General features: G+C 47.3%; 14 protein-coding genes and 1 tRNA gene. 6 read left to right on the top strand and 9 right to left on the bottom strand.

Going from position 1 to position 17,213, the window contains the following annotated elements:
- Positions 1 to 70: 70 nt before the first annotated feature.
- A complete protein-coding gene (locus FTO70_RS09715) occupies positions 71 to 523 on the bottom strand; it encodes a flavodoxin domain-containing protein (RefSeq protein WP_255335560.1) in 453 nt (150 codons plus the stop codon).
- A 40-nt stretch (positions 524 to 563) separates the two neighbouring features.
- On the opposite strand from FTO70_RS09715, the gene FTO70_RS09720 reads away from it, so the two are divergent.
- Complete coding sequence (locus tag FTO70_RS09720; protein ID WP_255335561.1) at positions 564 to 755, top strand: hypothetical protein; 192 nt, start codon at positions 564 to 566, stop codon at positions 753 to 755.
- Between the two features lie 228 nt (positions 756 to 983).
- Here FTO70_RS09720 and FTO70_RS09725 read toward each other — a convergent pair whose 3' ends face one another.
- Positions 984 to 2,753, bottom strand: coding sequence for a PAS domain-containing protein (locus tag FTO70_RS09725; protein WP_255335562.1), 1,770 nt, complete (start codon positions 2,751 to 2,753; stop codon positions 984 to 986).
- Positions 2,754 to 3,039: 286 nt separating this feature from the next.
- Here FTO70_RS09725 and FTO70_RS09730 point away from each other — a divergent pair, with 286 nt between their 5' ends.
- Positions 3,040 to 3,252 (top strand): hypothetical protein, encoded by a 213-nt coding sequence (locus FTO70_RS09730; RefSeq protein ID WP_255335563.1) that lies wholly within the window; start codon positions 3,040 to 3,042, stop codon positions 3,250 to 3,252.
- 151 nt (positions 3,253 to 3,403) lie between these two features.
- Here FTO70_RS09730 and FTO70_RS09735 read toward each other — a convergent pair whose 3' ends face one another.
- Positions 3,404 to 3,640, bottom strand: coding sequence for a class I SAM-dependent methyltransferase (locus FTO70_RS09735; RefSeq protein ID WP_255335564.1), 237 nt, complete (start codon positions 3,638 to 3,640; stop codon positions 3,404 to 3,406).
- Between the two features lie 802 nt (positions 3,641 to 4,442).
- Between FTO70_RS09735 and ilvD the strand changes: the two genes are divergently transcribed.
- The gene (gene ilvD / locus FTO70_RS09740; RefSeq protein ID WP_255335565.1) at positions 4,443 to 6,104 is read left to right on the top strand and encodes a dihydroxy-acid dehydratase; all 1,662 of its coding nucleotides are present in this window, start codon (positions 4,443 to 4,445) and stop codon (positions 6,102 to 6,104) included.
- 257 nt (positions 6,105 to 6,361) lie between these two features.
- Entirely contained in the window at positions 6,362 to 6,556 is a 195-nt protein-coding gene (locus FTO70_RS09745) for a zinc finger HIT domain-containing protein (RefSeq protein ID WP_255335566.1), read from the top strand.
- Positions 6,557 to 6,832: 276 nt separating this feature from the next.
- Here the strand turns inward: FTO70_RS09745 and FTO70_RS09750 are convergent, their stop codons facing one another.
- The 4 genes from FTO70_RS09750 to mtxX all read right to left on the bottom strand — a co-directional run bounded on the left by FTO70_RS09750 (position 6,833) and on the right by mtxX (position 10,145).
- Positions 6,833 to 7,120: a hypothetical protein gene (locus tag FTO70_RS09750; RefSeq protein WP_255335567.1), complete on the bottom strand. Its 288-nt coding sequence runs from the start codon at positions 7,118 to 7,120 to the stop codon at positions 6,833 to 6,835.
- Between the two features lie 353 nt (positions 7,121 to 7,473).
- On the bottom strand, positions 7,474 to 8,406 hold the full coding sequence (gene mtrH, locus FTO70_RS09755) for a tetrahydromethanopterin S-methyltransferase subunit H (RefSeq protein WP_255335568.1): 933 nt from the start codon (positions 8,404 to 8,406) through the stop codon (positions 7,474 to 7,476).
- Between the two features lie 186 nt (positions 8,407 to 8,592).
- Complete coding sequence (locus FTO70_RS09760) at positions 8,593 to 9,186, bottom strand: tetrahydromethanopterin S-methyltransferase subunit A (RefSeq protein ID WP_255335569.1); 594 nt, start codon at positions 9,184 to 9,186, stop codon at positions 8,593 to 8,595.
- An 89-nt stretch (positions 9,187 to 9,275) separates the two neighbouring features.
- Complete coding sequence (gene mtxX, locus FTO70_RS09765) at positions 9,276 to 10,145, bottom strand: methanogenesis marker protein Mmp4/MtxX (RefSeq protein WP_255335570.1); 870 nt, start codon at positions 10,143 to 10,145, stop codon at positions 9,276 to 9,278.
- A gap of 302 nt (positions 10,146 to 10,447) precedes the next feature.
- Here mtxX and FTO70_RS09770 point away from each other — a divergent pair, with 302 nt between their 5' ends.
- Together FTO70_RS09770 and FTO70_RS09775 are read left to right on the top strand one after the other, a co-directional pair.
- On the top strand, positions 10,448 to 12,388 hold the full coding sequence (locus FTO70_RS09770) for a replication factor C large subunit (RefSeq protein ID WP_255335571.1): 1,941 nt from the start codon (positions 10,448 to 10,450) through the stop codon (positions 12,386 to 12,388).
- A 1,514-nt stretch (positions 12,389 to 13,902) separates the two neighbouring features.
- Positions 13,903 to 13,976 (top strand) — tRNA-Val (locus tag FTO70_RS09775).
- Between the two features lie 685 nt (positions 13,977 to 14,661).
- On the opposite strand, the gene FTO70_RS09780 is transcribed toward FTO70_RS09775, so the two are convergent.
- Both FTO70_RS09780 and FTO70_RS09785 read right to left on the bottom strand, forming a co-directional pair.
- On the bottom strand, positions 14,662 to 15,357 hold the full coding sequence (locus FTO70_RS09780; protein WP_255335572.1) for a hypothetical protein: 696 nt from the start codon (positions 15,355 to 15,357) through the stop codon (positions 14,662 to 14,664).
- Positions 15,358 to 15,455: 98 nt separating this feature from the next.
- Positions 15,456 to 17,171 (bottom strand): Ig-like domain-containing protein, encoded by a 1,716-nt coding sequence (locus FTO70_RS09785; RefSeq protein WP_255335573.1) that lies wholly within the window; start codon positions 17,169 to 17,171, stop codon positions 15,456 to 15,458.
- Positions 17,172 to 17,213: the final 42 nt, after the last annotated feature.

Consider the following 17,213-nt stretch of genomic DNA (forward strand, 5'->3'; position numbering starts at 1 on the left):
TACTTTCAATTTTTTACTTTCAATTTTTTACTTTCAATTTTTTACTTCTTTCGTTTAACGTTTTTTCTTTTTACGCTTTGACCGGTTTGGCCCTGTGCTTCAGGGCCTCTGCAAGGTCGACGCCGAGCCTTTTGCATTCCTGCAGGTCCTTGTCCGTGGGCTTGTGGAGGATCCGGAGGACGGGATCGATCACGTCCATCCCCATTTCCCTCATCTTCTGTGCAATCAATATGGGAGCCTCCCCGCTCCAGCCGTAAGACCCGAAAGCAGCCCCTACCTTGCCTTTCGGGACCGTGCCTGCAAGGGTTTCGTCCATGAACTTTTCCATAGGCGGCAGCATCTTATAGTAAAAGGTCGAAGATCCGACGGCTATTACGTCTGCTTCTTTCAATTCTTCCGGTTTTACGTCGTAGAAACTGACAGCCTTTACGTCCACGTGCATCGATTCAATCCCGTGGGATATTGCTTCGGCCATCGCTTTCGTGTTTCCCGAGGTACTGAGATAGACTACTAGTGCTTTCAACTGGTTTCCCCCATTTCTGTATCTATATTAATTCCGGGGCATGAAGCCCGGAAAAAAAGAGAGCAAAAGGCAGCAGGCCAGGTGCCTGGTCCTGTGTTCAATTCCTTACCTTCAGGTTATTCCTTACATTCAGGTTATTCCTTACATTCAGGTTATTCCTTACATTCAGGTTATTCCTTACATTCAGGTTATTCCTTACATTCAGGTTATTCCTTACATTCAGGTTAATTAAGTTCCTGGCTTTTGGAATATGTTCCTTGCTTTGCAGGTTAAGCACATGTTCTTTACTTTACAGGTTAAGCGCATAAGCCTGCAGGTCCAATGTTCACAGAAACCGAAACTTTAAGCTGCTTTTCACTCCCCAATTCTGCATTATCTATATATATAATTTTAAATAAGGATTTCGTCTGCACCTCATGACCTGCCTCATCATTCTCCGTGAACTGACTCATTCAGGTCTTCATGCCAGGTCTGCTTCTATGCGGATAGGACCGATGTGGTTTACCACCTGGAGGGCAACACTTTCAAGGAAGTTACGGATATTCCGGGGGATTTTGTCCAGGGTGCGGGATGCAAAGTTCAGGCTGCCTATGATTTCTCCTCTATAGTTCAGGGGAATTATTGCGACTGCCGTGATGCCTTCCTTCCTTACTGCATCACCCATTTTTTCCGAGTAAAAATCTAGCTTGTAGACGGGTTTTTCAGTCCAGATCTGCCTGGCTTCCCTGGAATCGGCTTTATATCTCAAGACCTTTTCTACAAATTCGGAGGAAATCCCCCCGTGGGCTACCAGGTTTATCTGGTCCAGGAGTTCGTCTTTAAGATAAATACCCCCTGCGTCCAGTCCGTTTATCCGCAGGCAAGCATTCAGGATCTGCTTGAGCATTGCCTGGAGGTTCCAGGTGGTACTAAGGCTCATCCCGAGCTCCCTCTGGATTTCAAGCATTTCCCCGGCTTCCTTTCGTTCGGTTACATCCACGACTATGCCCTGGAAATGGGTCGCTTTTCCCTCGCTGTCCCGCTGGATAAAAGTCCTTTCATCGACCCAGCGCATGTTCCCTTTCCGGGTGAAGATCCTGTATTCCATTTCGAAAGATTCGTGCCCCTCCCTTATACAGTTTTCAAGGGCAGAGGTAACCGCAGCTATATCGTCCCTGTGGACGATGCTTCCGTAAAGCACTTTTCCTGAGAGGAAGTCTTCTGCGGTGTACCCGAACTGTGTGACGTTTTCGGAAACCAGTTCTGCGGGCCAGTTTTCTTCATTTCTCCATAAAAAGACCACTGCAGGGCTGTTGTTGATTACGGTCTTAAGCGCTTCCTGCATTTCGAGGGCTTTTTTCAGGGCTTCTTCGTTCTCTTTTCTTCCCGTTACGTCAAGCACGATCCCCTCAAAACGGATCACTTCCCCCTCTTCGTTCCTGTGGATAAATGTCCTTTCGTTTACCCAGCGCAGGTCTCCGGCTTTCGTAAAGATCCTGTACTCCATGTTAAAGTCTACGGCCCCTTCGGTTATCCTTTCCTCAAGCTCTTTTTCGACTTTCGGGAGGTCATCCGGGTGGATGATCTGTCCGTAAAGGACCTTGCCTGAGATGAAGTCTTCTACCAGGTACCCAATCTGGGTAACGTTTTCTGAGACAAAGACGGCAGGCCAGTTTTCTTTATTTTCCCACAGAAAGACCACTGCAGGGCTGTTGTTTATCACTGTTTTCATGATCTCCTGCATTTCAAGGGCTTTTTTCAACCTGTCTTCACTCATCTTCCGCCCTGTGACATCCATCACTATGCCCTGGAAGTAACTCACCTTTCCGTCCGGGTCCCTCTGGATAAATGTCCTTTCGTTCACCCAGCGCATGTCTCCGGCTTTTGTCCGGATCCTGTACTCCATGCTGAAGTCCCTGGCCCCTTCCATGATCCTTCTTTCAAGTTTCTCTTCTACTTTTGGGAGGTCTTCGGGAAGGATGATGTCCCCGTAAAGAACCCTGCCCGAGACAAAGTCCTCTACCGCGTACCCAAGCTGTGTGACGTTTTCAGAAACAAATTCAGCAGGCCATTTCTCTTCGTTCTTCCAGAGGAAAACCACCACAGGGCTGTTGTTGATAATGGTTTTCAGGGCTTTTTCCCTTTCCAGGGCTTCCCTGAGTGCTTCTCCTCTTTCATTGGAGACAGGTACCCCGGACTTGCTGTCCTGCTCTGGAATTTCGTTATCATCTCTCGAATTCTCGCTGCCCATTTCTTCAACCCCCGCACGGAAGCTACCATATCTTTGTTTATCTGCCGGTTTTCTTCCTCTATATATAAATGGGCTTTTATCAAATATCAGTTTTCTCGGTATATGTAAAATAGCTACTTCTAACTTACGTAGGCATTAGTTTTATATAATATAAAATAGGTAACAAGATTCCGTACTCCGTAAACGTGCTGAATACAGAAGCCGGAGAATAAAAACTTCCATCACACACCATCAGCAGGACCTCCGGCTGGCCGATAAGAATTGACCCCCGCACGAACCCCCCCTCATGAACCCTCGGACAGGAGATTCCGAAAAGAGCATAAAACGGGGGAAAATCGGAACATCAACAACTAAAATGGGTGCAGGGGCCAAAAATGGCTTAACAGATGGAAAACTCGCAGGAAAAAATGGCACAAATGGCGAAAAAGCGGAGTTAAAAGACACGAATATACGGAATGAACTCAAAACTAGCAAAACCCAGAAATGGCAAAACCCATAATGGCAAAACCCAAAAGTAGTAGAAGTGGAAATGTGGTAAAAACAAAAGTGGCACAAAAGGCAAAACATCAAACCTCCACAAATGAGCCAGAGATGGAACTGTGATAAGGTCTGCCATAGGCCTTATCACCCCGTTTCTGTCTGCTTTTGTTTCATTTCTCTGCACATGCTTCGATTTCCAGCCTTACCATCCATTCGGAAAGGTCGATTCCAGGGACTGAGCCTTCGGGAAGGTTGCCTGCAACTTCGTTGCTGAGTTTTCCGTCTCCGCAGCCGACATCAAGAACTTTTTCTTCCCGCCGGATGGACAGCTTCCGGATGAGTTCGAGCCCCCGGTTTTTCCGGGCCGAAGAGCTTGAAGCATAAATTTCGGGGTCCCAGGGTTGCATAAGCAAAACATGGAGTCTTACGGAATCACGTTTCTCGTAAGGATATTTACAGAACAAATGTTTCCGATTACGGAAAATTTCAAGACACTTTTAGGAAGGAAAATAGGGGTTTAAAAAAGCGCAGATTCTTAAAGGAAATATTATGTGAACGGGTAAAACCCTGTTGTGGTCTTGTTTGATGGTAGTTGTCTGTTCGTCTTGTTGGGAGTGATCTTGTAGATGTAGGTTTAAGAGGGTAGGCCCGTTCACTATGCACTAATCAACAAAACTCCTGATTAAGTATATAAATATTAGGATAAAATTATATTAAATTGCCTTTTTGTCCTATTTTTATGCTGGCTTTAGTGGTTCAAAAAGGACTTTTTTCCGGGTTTTGCCATCTTATTTTTAGGAAAGAAATCCATGTTATCAATTAACTGCTTTCTTCCACGTTTTCCGGTTGATTTTTTTTCTTTGCGGTATTATGCTGGCAGGCTTTTCTTTTTCCTCTTTTTAACACCTTTCTTCTCCCTTTTCTTCTCCTTCCTTCTACTTCCTTCTACTTCCTTCTACTTCCTTCTACTTCCTCCTACTTCCTTCTCCTTTCTTCTCCATCCTTCTACTTCCTCCTCCTCCCTTCTCCTTTCTTCTCCTTTCTTCTACTTCCTTCCCCTTCCTTCTCCTCTTCCTTTCCTTTTTTCTCCTCTCTTTTTCTTTTTCCCTTTTCTTCCTCCTTTTTTCTCTCCTCTTTTCGTCCCCAACCTGTTTATACTATGAACGTTTTTCCTATTCTATACACCTTAAGATCATAAGGAGATTCACAATGAGAAGTGCCATTATCAAAGAGGGGCCCGAGCGTGCCCCCAACCGCTCCCTCCTGAAAGCTACCGGGGTCACGGATTCCGAGATGAAGAAGCCGTTCATCGCGGTGGTCAATTCCTGGAATGACATAATCCCGGGTCACATCCATCTTGACAAACTTGCTGAGGCTGTGAAAGCAGGGATCAGGAATGCCGGTGGGGTGCCCTTCGAGTTCCATACCATCGGGGTCTGCGACGGGATCGCAATGGGGCATGAGGGCATGAAATACTCCCTCCCAAGCCGTGAGGTCATAGAAGATACTATCGAGCTTATGGTTAGAGCCCACCAGTTTGACGGTATGGTCCTGATTCCAACTTGCGACAAGATCGTGCCCGGGCACCTCATGGCTGCGGGCAGGCTTGACATTCCTTCAATTGTTGTGACCGGGGGGCCCATGCTTCCGGGTTATGTGGACGACCAGTACACGGACCTTATTTCCGTCTTCGAAGGGGTCGGGGCCTACAGGGCAGGCAAGATGTCCGAAGCCGAGCTCAAAAGGCTTGAAGACCTCTCCTGCGCAGGGGCAGGGTCCTGTGCCGGGATGTTTACGGCAAACACCATGGCCTGCATGACCGAAGCCCTGGGGCTGAGCCTTCCGGGCTGTGCCACAGCTCACGCCGTGGACGCAAAGAAGATGCGCCTTGCAAAGGAGTCAGGGGAGCGCATCGTGCAGCTCGTAAAAGAAAACATCACCCCCAGGAAACTCGTGACCCTGAAGTCCTTTGAAAACGCCATTATGGTGGATATGGCGGTAGGGGGCAGCACAAATACCACCCTTCACCTCCCGGCCCTTGCCCACGAGTTCGGGCTCGAACTCCCCCTTGAGGCTTTTGACAAACTGAGCAGGACAACCCCCCACCTGATTTCCCTCCGCCCTGGCGGCCCGAATTTTATGCTCCACTTCGACCGGGCAGGCGGGGTCCAGGCAGTCCTCCAGCGGCTGGCTCCAAAACTCAACCTGGACGAGCTGACTGTGAACGGGAAGACCATCGGGGAGAACCTGGAAGAATATGAAATCGTTAACCCGAAGCTCAATGCGGAAATCATCACGACCCTGGAAAACCCGAAACATGTCGAAGGCGGGATTGCAGTGCTCAAAGGCACCCTTGCCCCTGACGGCTCGGTTGTGAAGCAGGCTGCAGTGGACCCGAAAATGCACGTCCACACCGGCCCTGCCCGGGTCTACGACTGTGAGGAAGATGCCATGCAGAGTATCCTTGCAGGCGATGTGAAGCCCGGAGACATTGTAGTCATCCGCTATGAAGGCCCGAAAGGAGGCCCCGGAATGCGGGAGATGCTCGCAGCCACTGCCGCAATAGGAGGTATGGGCCTGCTCTCTTCCGTTGCCCTGATCACTGACGGCCGTTTCTCGGGCGGGACCCGAGGGCCCTGCATCGGGCACGTCTCCCCCGAAGCCAGTGAAGGCGGACCTATCGCCCTTGTGAAGGAAGGCGACCTGATCGAAATAGACATCTCTAAGAGGGCCCTGAACCTTAAGGTTTCTGAAGAGGAACTCGAGAAGAGAAGGGCAGCCTTCGTGCCCCCGAAAAAGGAAGTCACCGGCTACCTGGCCCGCTACCAGCGCGCCGTGCACTCCGCAAATACCGGTGGAATAGTGGACTGATTCAAGAGCACATGCCAGTTAAATTCCATACAGGAGGAGCTTTTCCTCCTCTGATTTTTCTTTTTTTATGAGCTTCTTTTGTGAGCTTTTTTATGAGCTTCTTTTTGTGAGTTTTTTGTCGGGAATTTTCTTTTTATCGGGTTTTATCCTGATTCAAAGTTCTCCCTGCTGAGATTCTTCACAAATCAGAGTTCCCTGCATAGAAGACATCGAGAAACGTTTATAAGTGCCCAAAGTCCATCTTTTGTTTAGAAAAAATGGGAGTTGAACTTGTGGAAGTGATGGGATTATGCGCAATTTGCGGTCGTTCGGCAAAGCTGTACACCTGTCCCTTATGCGGAAAATTAGTGTGCAGCCGCTGTATGGACCCTGAAAAAGGTGTCTGCATCCAGTGTGCACGCGGCAGGGGCGGCCCGGCTGAAGGGACTGGAGATGTGGGAACTTACAGGTAAGAATGTAAGACCGGTAAGAATATAAGACTGGTTAAAATTGGGATTTAGGTAGCAATGTAACCGGTAAGGATGTAAGAGGGGAAGAAGCCTGGAATATTAAGCCCGAATATTATGTTTTAATAGAAACCTTGCAAGAGAACCGGAAAATAAAAGGCTCAAAAATAGGGCATTAGAAAAATCTCAGAAATAGGGCATGAAAAGAAATTTTGGGAAAAGGTTTTGCCGGTTTTGAAATGCCTGGCTTTAGCGTCCTCAATACTCAGCAGTCGTGGGCTCTTACCAGCCGTGGATTTCCCCTTCCGGTTCCTCTTCGTCTTGATAGAAGCGGAACTCTTTCTTTTCAATGTCTTCGATAAACACGTACTTTTCTTCGATCCCCACTTTGGCAAAGGAAAGGGCATCGTCCCCGTCCCTTACGGCCGGCAGGATGTCCACGTCCACATGGTCTTCGATAGTGCTTTCTGGCAGAAAAGCCGTGATGATGAACCAGTCAATGTCCCCCACGTATTCCTTGCTCACGTAGCGGCTCTGGTCCGGCGGAATTTTGGTAGCTTTCTGGTGCATCTGGGTCCCGTCAGCCCTGTAAGCGACAAAACGGATATTATGCCGGGTTTTATTTTTAATTATGGCCAGTATACCACTCCCCTGATTTTGAAAATATAGGATAGACCCCAATTACGGAAAATTATGATATGGATTTAATTCAAAAAAGTAAATACTTTTGGAAGCACAGTTCCTTAAATTAGTTCTGTTACCGAAAGCGGTTCTGCAGGAAAGCTTTTCCGGAACTGCAGAAAAGGCCCCTCCCCGGATGAAGTTGATATTTACAAAGAAATAAAAAGGTACAAAGAAATAAAAAGGGAATGAAGGCAGCTGGAGGCCGGGATTTCAGCTTTAGACCCGGCCTGCTGCTTCATTCAGACAAGCAGGTGGATAGGGTGCCGGGAAGCGGGTTCTATGTCAAGGTCTGCGACAGCCTCTGCGATCATGATATCGCCCATGGCAGCCATGGGGAAGATGTAGGGAGCGTATTCGATTGGCCCGTAGAGGATGAAGTCCCCGGTAGCGGCCTGCTGCAGGCAGGTTGAACCGATGTCGCAAATTTTGTACAGGACGGGGTCTTTTTCTTTCTGCTGCTTCAACCAGTTCCAGGCGGAAGGGGCGTTATGGATTCCCGAGCCAGTGGGATGTCCCCATTTTGCTTTTGCGGTGATGGTCATCCTGAGGGCAATTCCTGCCCCGTTTCCCATGGGGGTAATGCTGGGGTCAATCAGCTTGTTGACTATCCCGCACCTGTCAGCTATGGGAAGCAGCCCCTCTTCCAGGAGGCCTGCCCCGGTTTCCAGCATCTCCATCCTGCCCTGCAAGGAAGAGTCAACCGCATTGAAACCCAGGATGATTGAGCTGTCGATGTCGGAGAGGGCAAGGGCCTCGATTTCGGAAGGGGTGATGCTCATGTTTATGGAGTTGTAGACCGCCCTGTCCGCAAGCCCTACCTCGCTCACGTACTCAGCTGCAAAGGAGCGCACATTTCCTTCGGAGGAGTCGACCAGGAAGGGGGCGTCCGAAATTTCAGCGATAAAATCAATGTAGCGGGCGATGCTCTCCGGAGTGGTCCCGTAGATATGGACCATGTGCGGGTTTCCGGTCTCTTCCGAACCCGCCTCCTGCAGATTCACAAGCTCTTCGGCAGCGGCCCGGTCAAAAAGCCCTTTTGCAGCGTCTTCCACAATGCCGTGTTTGTTGTAAAAAATAGTCCCTGCAAGCACGGTCGGGAGCTCTCCTGGCTGCCCGCCTATCTTTACTCCTGCAATGTTAACGATTTCCTGTTCTTTCTGGAACTTAAACATCTTTACTCCCTCAAAATTAACCTGCTAATGAATCAACCTGTTAAAAATCAACCTGCTAATGAATCAGTTCCTTTCTGGCAGATTTCTCTTTATGTTAAATGTTTGTAAATGCTGGGCTGTTAACGCTGTTTTCGGGTGCTCATAAAGTATGAAATATATTAAAAACTAAAAGTATTTTCCCAGGGCTCAGAGACTTTCAGCCGGGCAGATAATTCCTGCCTTTGCATCCATTACGAATTCTCCGGAAATTATCACGTCCCCGGAAACCGGAGCTACAAGGGAAACCTGCCTTTTTTTCAGGGAACAGACGACAAGGGGTTCTTCCGGATAGGCTTCTTCCCGGTTTTTGTAGTCGTCCACGATTTTCCGGATTTCTTCCTGGTCGGTGAGCCCTATGCGGTCGATCAGGACAACCTGCTGCTGGAAGCGCTCGACGGCTTCTGCTGAGATGTTTTCTATGAAGGGAATTGCACCTTCGGAGCCTACAATTCTTCCCCTTTCATCGATACCGTTTGCATGAATTGCAAGGAGGGAATGGCCTGCCAGGTGGCCCCTTGATTCGGCTCCGCAGACCAGGATATACCTTATGTTAGAATTCGAAATCGTATTCACTATGATTTTTTCGACCCCCAGGTTTTCGGTTTTTGAGCTCCCCCAGAGGGCGACTTCCGGATAGGCTTCGAGGTGGCTTGCCAGGGTCACAACCGCAACCCTGGCTTCGGGGTTTCCTACAATGTAATCTCCTTTTACCACCGGCCAGTTATCTGCAATAACCTTCAATAAATCACCTTTAATGAAATTCCCTTGATTATTTCCAATAAATCTCTTTAATGAATTTCTTTCAATGAATTTCTTTCAATGAATTTCTTTCAATGAATTTCCTTTAACGAATCTTTTTTCCTTTCTTTGTTCAGGTGGGAAAGTGCACTTGCAAGCATTATGGCTTTCGTGAAATGTCCGCCTACTCTTGAAGTGTCCACAAACACGTAATCATCCATAAGCACCGGAGCCCCGAGTCCGTCTCCTCCTCCCAGGAAAGCGATGGTCCGGAAGATCAGGTTTCCAGAAATCCCGTCCGGGGCAAGGATAAAGTTTGACTCCTTTATGGCATCTTCTATAAGAATGGTATGGTGCTTTGCATTAATCCCCATTTCAAGGGCTCTCCTTGTTACTAGCTCCCCGTCCGCAAGGGTCCGGTCAACCCGGCGGTCCCTCCCGATATCGCCCATCCTGCCCCCGGAAAGCACGCCGACTGCAGGCTCAATCCCGAACCTCCTTATGTGTTCGGCACCCAGGCTTATCATTCGGAGTTTGTCTGCAATGGAGTTACCTTCATCGATTCCCACAGGGGCGAGAAAGAAAGGTGTCCCGTCAACCGTCAGGAGCAGGGCAAGCCGGCATACTTTCTTCATGCCTAGAGCCTGTTTTAGTTCGGAAAGGGCTCCTGAGGCTTTGGCAGTCCCCCTGATTGCAGCATCGACCTGTCTTGAAACCAGGAGGTCGGAAAGGGCTTTTTCAGGGTCTTCGGTGTCAATTACCTCAAGTTTGGTCCCTATCTCGTCGATCTCCTTTTTGTTTCCTACAAGGACGACCTGTGCAAAGCCCATTTCCTGGGCTCTCCATGCACTTTCAAGAATTTTGGGGGTAGGCTCCCTGATTCCCATAGCCACCCTTGCCCTGTTTATCCGGGCCCGGCTTTCGATAGCCTTCAGGAGGGCATCCATGCCATTATTTTCCATGTCGATCAGAACTGCAGATCATTACTTTTTGGTAAGATTTAAGGTAGTTCTAAGAATACGATTTTTAGGTAGTTCAAAGAAGAACAGGCACAAACATTAATTAATTTTCGCCTATTTTCTTTGTGGGTAGATATGGCAACTTCAGCCCTTTTATTATCATGACCAGAAATAATTTTAACACAGACTGGCATGTAAAATTAAACTTCTTTATCCAGAATCAGTATCAGAAGGTATAGCATGAAAAGCCTTATACATAATAAAAAAAATTAAACATATAAGGTTAATAATGAGTTCTCTTTTTATTGGTATGGTTTAAGATGACGTCGGCAATCGAATGGGCTGAGAAATACCGCCCCCAGACCCTCGCGGATATTGTGGGGAACAAAAAGGCAGTGCATGATTTCCGGAGCTGGGCTGAGGAGTGGCTTTCGGGCATCCCCGAGAAGAGGGCTGTGATCCTCGAGGGGCCTGCAGGGATTGGGAAAACGTCCAGTGCCCACGCCCTTGCCCGGGATATGGGCTGGGAGGCTATTGAGCTTAACGCAAGCGACCAGAGGACCGAAGCCGTGATCGAGAAAATTGCGGGGTCGGCAGCTTCTATGAACACCCTCTTTGGGGGAAAACGCCTGATCATTCTGGATGAAGCGGACAATATCCACGGGACCGCGGACCGGGGCGGGATGCGGGCGATATCCGGGATCATTAAAAATACGCTTCATCCGATCGTACTTATTGCAAACGACGTTTACGGGCTCACCCCTACAATCCGGGGGCTCTGCCTGGAAATCAAGTTCGGGTCAGTGCAGAGCCGTTCCATGGTCCCGGCTCTGAAGAAGGTCTGCGATGCCGAGGGCATCCGCTGTAGCCCCGAAGCGGTCCAGCAGATTGCGGAAAATGCGGGAGGAGACCTCCGGAGTGCCATGAACGACCTCCAGGCTGCAGCCAGCGGGAGACAGGTTCTGGAAGCCGAAGACATCAGTACGGCAGGCAGGGACGTAAAGGACAATATTTTCAAGGCAATGCAGAAGATCTTCAAGAGCACTGACTGCAAAAAGGCCCTTGAAGCTTCACGCGGGCTTGACGAAAGCCCGGAAGACCTGGTGCACTGGATCGATGAAAACCTGCCTATCCAGTATGCGGGAAAAGGCGGCGAACTCGACGACATCAGGACAGGCTTTGATTATCTCTCAAAGGCGGACCTCTACCTGGGGCGCGTAAAGAGACGCCAGAACTACCGGATGTGGAGGTATGCCAGCATGCTTATGGTCTGCGGGGCCTCACTTTCGAAGTCCAGGCCCTACCCCGGCTTTATCAAGTACCAGCAGCCTTCGCTCTGGAAGAGGCTCGGGCAGACCCGGTCAAAACGGGACATGCGGGATAATATTGCTTCAAAGGTAGGGGTACATTCCTTTGAGTCCATGCACTATTCCAGGAGCAGCCTGCTTGGGCTTTATTCCCGGATGCTAAATGATGAGGCTTATGCTGTTGACATCGCGGCAGGCCTCGGGCTTGAACTTGAAGAGTTAATGTACCTTTCGGGAAGCAGCAAGGCTAGCAAAAAGCTCCAGAAAATCTATGATGAGGCCCAGGCTTTGCTGATTAGCGGGGACAAAGAGGGGGCCAGGGAACCCGAATTCTTCAAGCAACCGGAAAAACCAGGGAAAAAGCAGATGTCTCTGGACTGTCCGGCTCCATCAGAGCCCGCAAAAAAGGCCTCTTCCCTTCCTGAGATCTCAGTTGTCACCGGACTCGATATACATGTTTCTCCAGATTCTGAAGGAAAGCAGAGGACCCTTAATTTCGGGTTTGCTGCTTCCCCTGAAGAACCCCGGAAACCGGAAACAGAAGAAAAGAAGTCCTTTGTCGGCTTTGAATACGTGGAAAGTAAGGCCTTTGAAAGTAATAATTCTGAAAGTAAAGCTCTTGAATGTAATTTTCCGGACCGAAAGGTTTCAGGTTCTGGAGTTTCTGAAAAGAGGGGCTCAGCTGATTCCGTAACTGAAGAAAGGAATGCCATTACTGTTTTGGACCCAGTGGAAAGGAAAGTCCCTGCTGGCCCGCCACTTCCGGAAAAGAATGCCTTTACCGATTCGACCTTTCCAAATAAGAAAACTTCTGTGGTCCCGAAGCTTTCTGAAAAGAAAGCTTCCGAGGGCACGGAGTCGGCAGGCCTTCCTGAAGTGGAAAGCGAAGCTCCTAAAAAAGCCGAACAGAAAACGCAAAAAACACTGTTCGACTTTTAAATCATTTTTCAGGTCTTTTGTGGCTTAGAAGTCGGAATAGCTACAGAATTATTTGGGGAATTTTTGTGTGAGCGAGTCTGGGGGTTGACTTAAAAGAAGAAGTTTTGGGGATGTTCTTGGGAAGTGGGGGTATGGACCCGCTCACATAGACTATATATGGAAATTTACTTATAAATACTTTTTTAATATATTAAAAAATATTTTTACTCGTTGACATAATGGATAATATATTTTGAAGGATAACATTTTCTGCAGGAACTTTTGCAGTCTCAAGTGAGCGGGGTGGAATCCGGAGTACGCGTGCGGATGCAGATGGCAGGCAATGCATAACCAGGCCTGGAAAGAGAATGGGATGTTTCTCTCAGGTTTCAGGAAAAGTTCGAAAAGTGGCCAGAAAGGTTGAAAAGAAGGTGTGAGCGGGTTGGAGTGTTTTTGGGAATATTTGGGGGAATAGTTGGGGGATATGAGTTTGGGGGGTTATACTTTGAAAAGAGACCCGCTCACAGAGCATCTGTACCATCACATCATATAAATACTTTTTCCTTATATATTGTATATTTTATAATTCGGGCATGTATCTTTATTTTTAAAAATGTTCTCCCAGGTCCTCTCGTCCGTCTTTCAATATGTGGCTCTTTCGATATGGCAAAATAAGCTACATGCACGTATTTCTCTCCAATTCAAAGAGTTATTTAAAGGGTATTTGCCCTTCTGAAGAAAGTCGGTTTTTCCTGTGACAAGTTACAGGCCGGGTGCAAAAATGAAGTGTAAAAGCATTGAGGGAGCATTGGAGGAGGATTTCTATTTTTGGGTTGAATCCTTTTTTGTTTTAATCTTTTTTTTGAACTTTTTAGTATTAATTGCCTGGTTTATCTGGCAGTGGGGATGTCAGCTGAAAAAAATGAATAGCTTTTTGAGTTTTCTATGGGGACGAGAGTCTTGCATTCGGAACGTGACAATTTTATATTGAATATATATAATTTTCTCTTTATGCTAATCTCCGGATGCAAGGATTAAAGGCAGGAATACCGCTTCTGCCCATCTGAATAAACACTCACTTTCGCCGGTTATAGGGTTATCGGAGAAAAAGTCGGTACATTAATCATTACGAAAATCAGTAAGAATCAGTAAGAATCATAGTGAGCGGGTTGGGGAGTATGAATTGGGGGTGTTGGGGGGTTGGGGTTATCTTACAAAATAGAGACCCGCTCACAAATACCTTTCATGTTGATATACTATAAATATTTGTTGCTCTGTTCCACTCTGGTTTTTTGTGGATGGCTGAAAACCCCACTTTTTGGGAAAATATATTTTTTCGGGGCTAATTCTATCATTTTTTTAGATTCTACCCTGATATCATCCTAAATTAGATGCAATCCCTTTAAAGAATATGAGAAACTTGCCCTGTATTCTTTTCTAAAGTTCATTTGCAATCAAAAACAATATATATAACTAATGCCTTTTTGGTCTTGCATTAAGAGCAAGCTTCTGAAAATGCATGTGAATGGCAAAATGGGCTCGTGGTCTAGTCGGTCATGACATCGCCTTTACACGGCGGGGATCCTGAGTTCGAATCTCAGCGGGCCCATACCCTTTTAAATCCTTCTTTTTTGATTATATGGTTTTTTAATACCTTCTTTTCAAGTTTCTCAATTCTCGATTCAATGTCAGATTTAGCGGTGGGTTATACAACTTCTATATTACTATCAAATCTTCATACAGGGAAATTGCCTTATAATCCTGTATTTGCCTTAAGGAATCAGTATTTGGCTACTTGATATAAAATTGTTATACCACTCTTTTTTCCGGGTTATGCCCCAGTTTAACTCTATATAGAAAGTTCACTTTAAAAATAAATCCTTGGTGAAGATTCATTTAAATTTTCAGAGGGCAGGGAATGAATGTGGCTCTTCTTCGTATTCCCTGATAAGATGATTCAATTCAATGTATTAATTGGTTTTTGGGAGGGATACTCACTCAAAAAACCAGGAAACATTAATTCTACAAGGTGCAAGGCTACAAAAAAGATGTTGAGCTCCTGTTTGAGGCAACAGGACTGCTTTTACGTCTAGATGAAAACTCTTTTTCGGTTGAGTTGATGAGAAAAATCCTGACGTCGTTTTTGAAAGAGATAGGAAGGAGGCCCCCAAATTCATTTTATTGGCATGAAAGTACTGTGACTTGAAAAGTACTTTCATTTATTTGAGCCTGCTATTCGAAGAATACCACGTTCATTTTTGTTACTGCTTTTTTAGGTTATGTTCCTTCCGATCTCATTCCTTCTGTTTCTTCTTTGATTTATACATTAGAAGTCCAGCGGCCAGTAACAGCCCAAGGCCACATGCAATTATCAGCATAGTGTTGGAGCCTTCGTCAACAGGAATTGATTTTTCATGTGCGCTGGAGGTGGCGGCTTCTTCAATTCCAAGGGGAGCTTCAGACTCTATGTCATTTATGGCAGCTTCCTCCTGACTGATGCTTCCTGTTTCGGGTTCTTCAGCTGCTGCTTTGAAAGAACCGCCCATGCCTCCGGAAACTTTTGGCTTGGCGTTTTCCTCGGATACTTCAGCGTTAATTTTCAGAGTCAGGAATCCGTCGGAATCAATATCATTAGTATTAATTACAGGATCCACTTTTACTTTTTCACCGTTTATGTAAAATTCAAGGTCACTATAATCTTCCAGTTCACAGGGAATTGGAAGTTTGTTGCCGAAACCGTCTCCGTACACTCCTTCAGTCGTCACTACAGTGGAACCTACATCTTCACCGTTGACTTTGACGGTAATCAGAGTTCCTTCGGGTGCTTTTTCTCCATTTACATATATTTCCCCATCAACATTAATGGGCCGCTCAGGTATCGCTCCCTGAGAATCATCTGCTACAGCAGGGACCACTACCGCCGCAAATAATAACATCAGGGTCTGAATTATTATTGTAAACTTAATCAATAATTTTTTGCTCCTTATCATAAGGTCACCGTCCATAAAAAATGTGCATGGTGAGTTTTGGAAACCCACCACATTCCTTAATTTTTCTTTTCATTTGTCTCCTTTACCGGGATCCGATTTCAGGCAAGTGTGCAGCAGTCATCTGTCACATACATCCAGTACCCTTTGTACGGATATACGGGGAAGAGATCCACTGTCATATGGGTCTCATCGTAACATGTGTCACTGCACCCGTTTTTGTAACCGGTGTACTGGTAGTCCCAGTATCCATTATCACATACCCATGGGCCCACAACCTTTGAGTAGTAGCCTTCAACGGTTACAAACGCACAGTTTGCATATTGAGTGCTTGTTTCGGGAGAACCGACAGCATTCCAGCCAGGATACAACTTGAGTGCCGGAAGGACGTTATTTGTCTGCTTCCTGACGAGTTTTTCTGCCGGGATACAGCAGTCTTCCTTGGCATAAATCCAGTACCCTTTCAAAGGTTCCCAGTTCATACTCAGTGAGTGCACCCATTTATCGGCAGTGCAAGTTGCAGATGCGTCATAGTACTGGACACACGTAACAACATCAGATAAACCGCAGAGGACATCTTTAAAGGCCGGTTTCTCCAGTGTATACGGGATGGATACGAAGTTCCAGCCAGCAGTGAGACATAGGCCGTCGGGAAGCACTACTTCTGCTACATTGATCTGTGTGTCACAGTCGATTGCTGCAGGTTCAGACATCCCTTCCATCATGAACTCGCCGTCAAAGGTGTACGTTCCACAAGCTTCTTCAGGAATCTCTACGGTGTAGGTGTATGTCGTGTCTGCTGCACCGCTTGTGATTACCCACTTGACGTGCCCCGGTTCACAGTTGTAGTCCCCACTACCGCTTGCACCGGTTATTGTCCATCCTGCAGGAACAACCTCGTCAATGGCGTAGTATGTGGCAGAGTCCACTGTCACGTCCAGTTTGACGGTAATCGTCGAGCCGGGTGCCTGGTCTTCTTCGGGGAGGTCCCTGCACACATTGCTGTCGTCTCCTCCGGTGACATCATCTGCAACATTGACCTGTGTGTCACAGTCGATTGCTGCAGGGTCTGCCATCCCCTCCATCATAAATTCGCCGTTAAAGGTATATGCTCCGCTGGCATCTTCGGGAATCTCTACGGTGTAGGTGTATGTCGTGTCTGCTGCACCGCTTGTGATTACCCACTTGACGTGCCCCGGATCTTTGGTGTAGTCCCCGCTGCCACTTGCACCGGTTACTGTCCAGCCTTCAGGAACTTCCTCGTCAATGGCGTAGTATGTGGCAGAGTCCACTGTCACGTCCAGTTTGACGGTAATCGTCGAGCCGGGTGCCTGGTCTTCTTCGGGGAGGTCCCTGCACACATTGCTGCAGTCGTCTCCTCCGGTGACATCATCTGCAACATTGACCTGTGTGTCACAGTCGATTGCTGCAGGGTCTGCCATCCCCTCCATCATAAATTCGCCGTTAAAGGTATATGCTCCGCTGGCATCTTCGGGAATCTCTACGGTGTAGGTGTATGTCGTGTCTGCTGCACCGCTTGTGATTACCCACTTGACGTGCCCCGGATCTTTGGTGTAGTCCCCGCTGCCACTTGCACCGGTTACTGTCCAGCCTTCAGGAACTTCCTCGTCAATGGCGTAGTATGTGGCAGAACCCACCGTTACACCCAGTGAGACGGTAATCGTTGAACCTGGTGCCAGATCACCCGATGGAAGATCCCTGCAGACATTAGAGGAACCTGTAGCTGATGCCCCCAAAGGTAATGCCGCTAAAAGCAGCATTGCTACAATTCCAATCGTCATAATTGCTTTATTCATAATCTTTCCCCCAAGTAAGTGTAGCTGAGAGGCAGATTAGTG

The organism is Methanosarcina sp. KYL-1 (genome assembly GCF_024372725.1).
In the GTDB taxonomy this organism is placed as follows: Archaea; Halobacteriota; Methanosarcinia; order Methanosarcinales; family Methanosarcinaceae; genus Methanosarcina.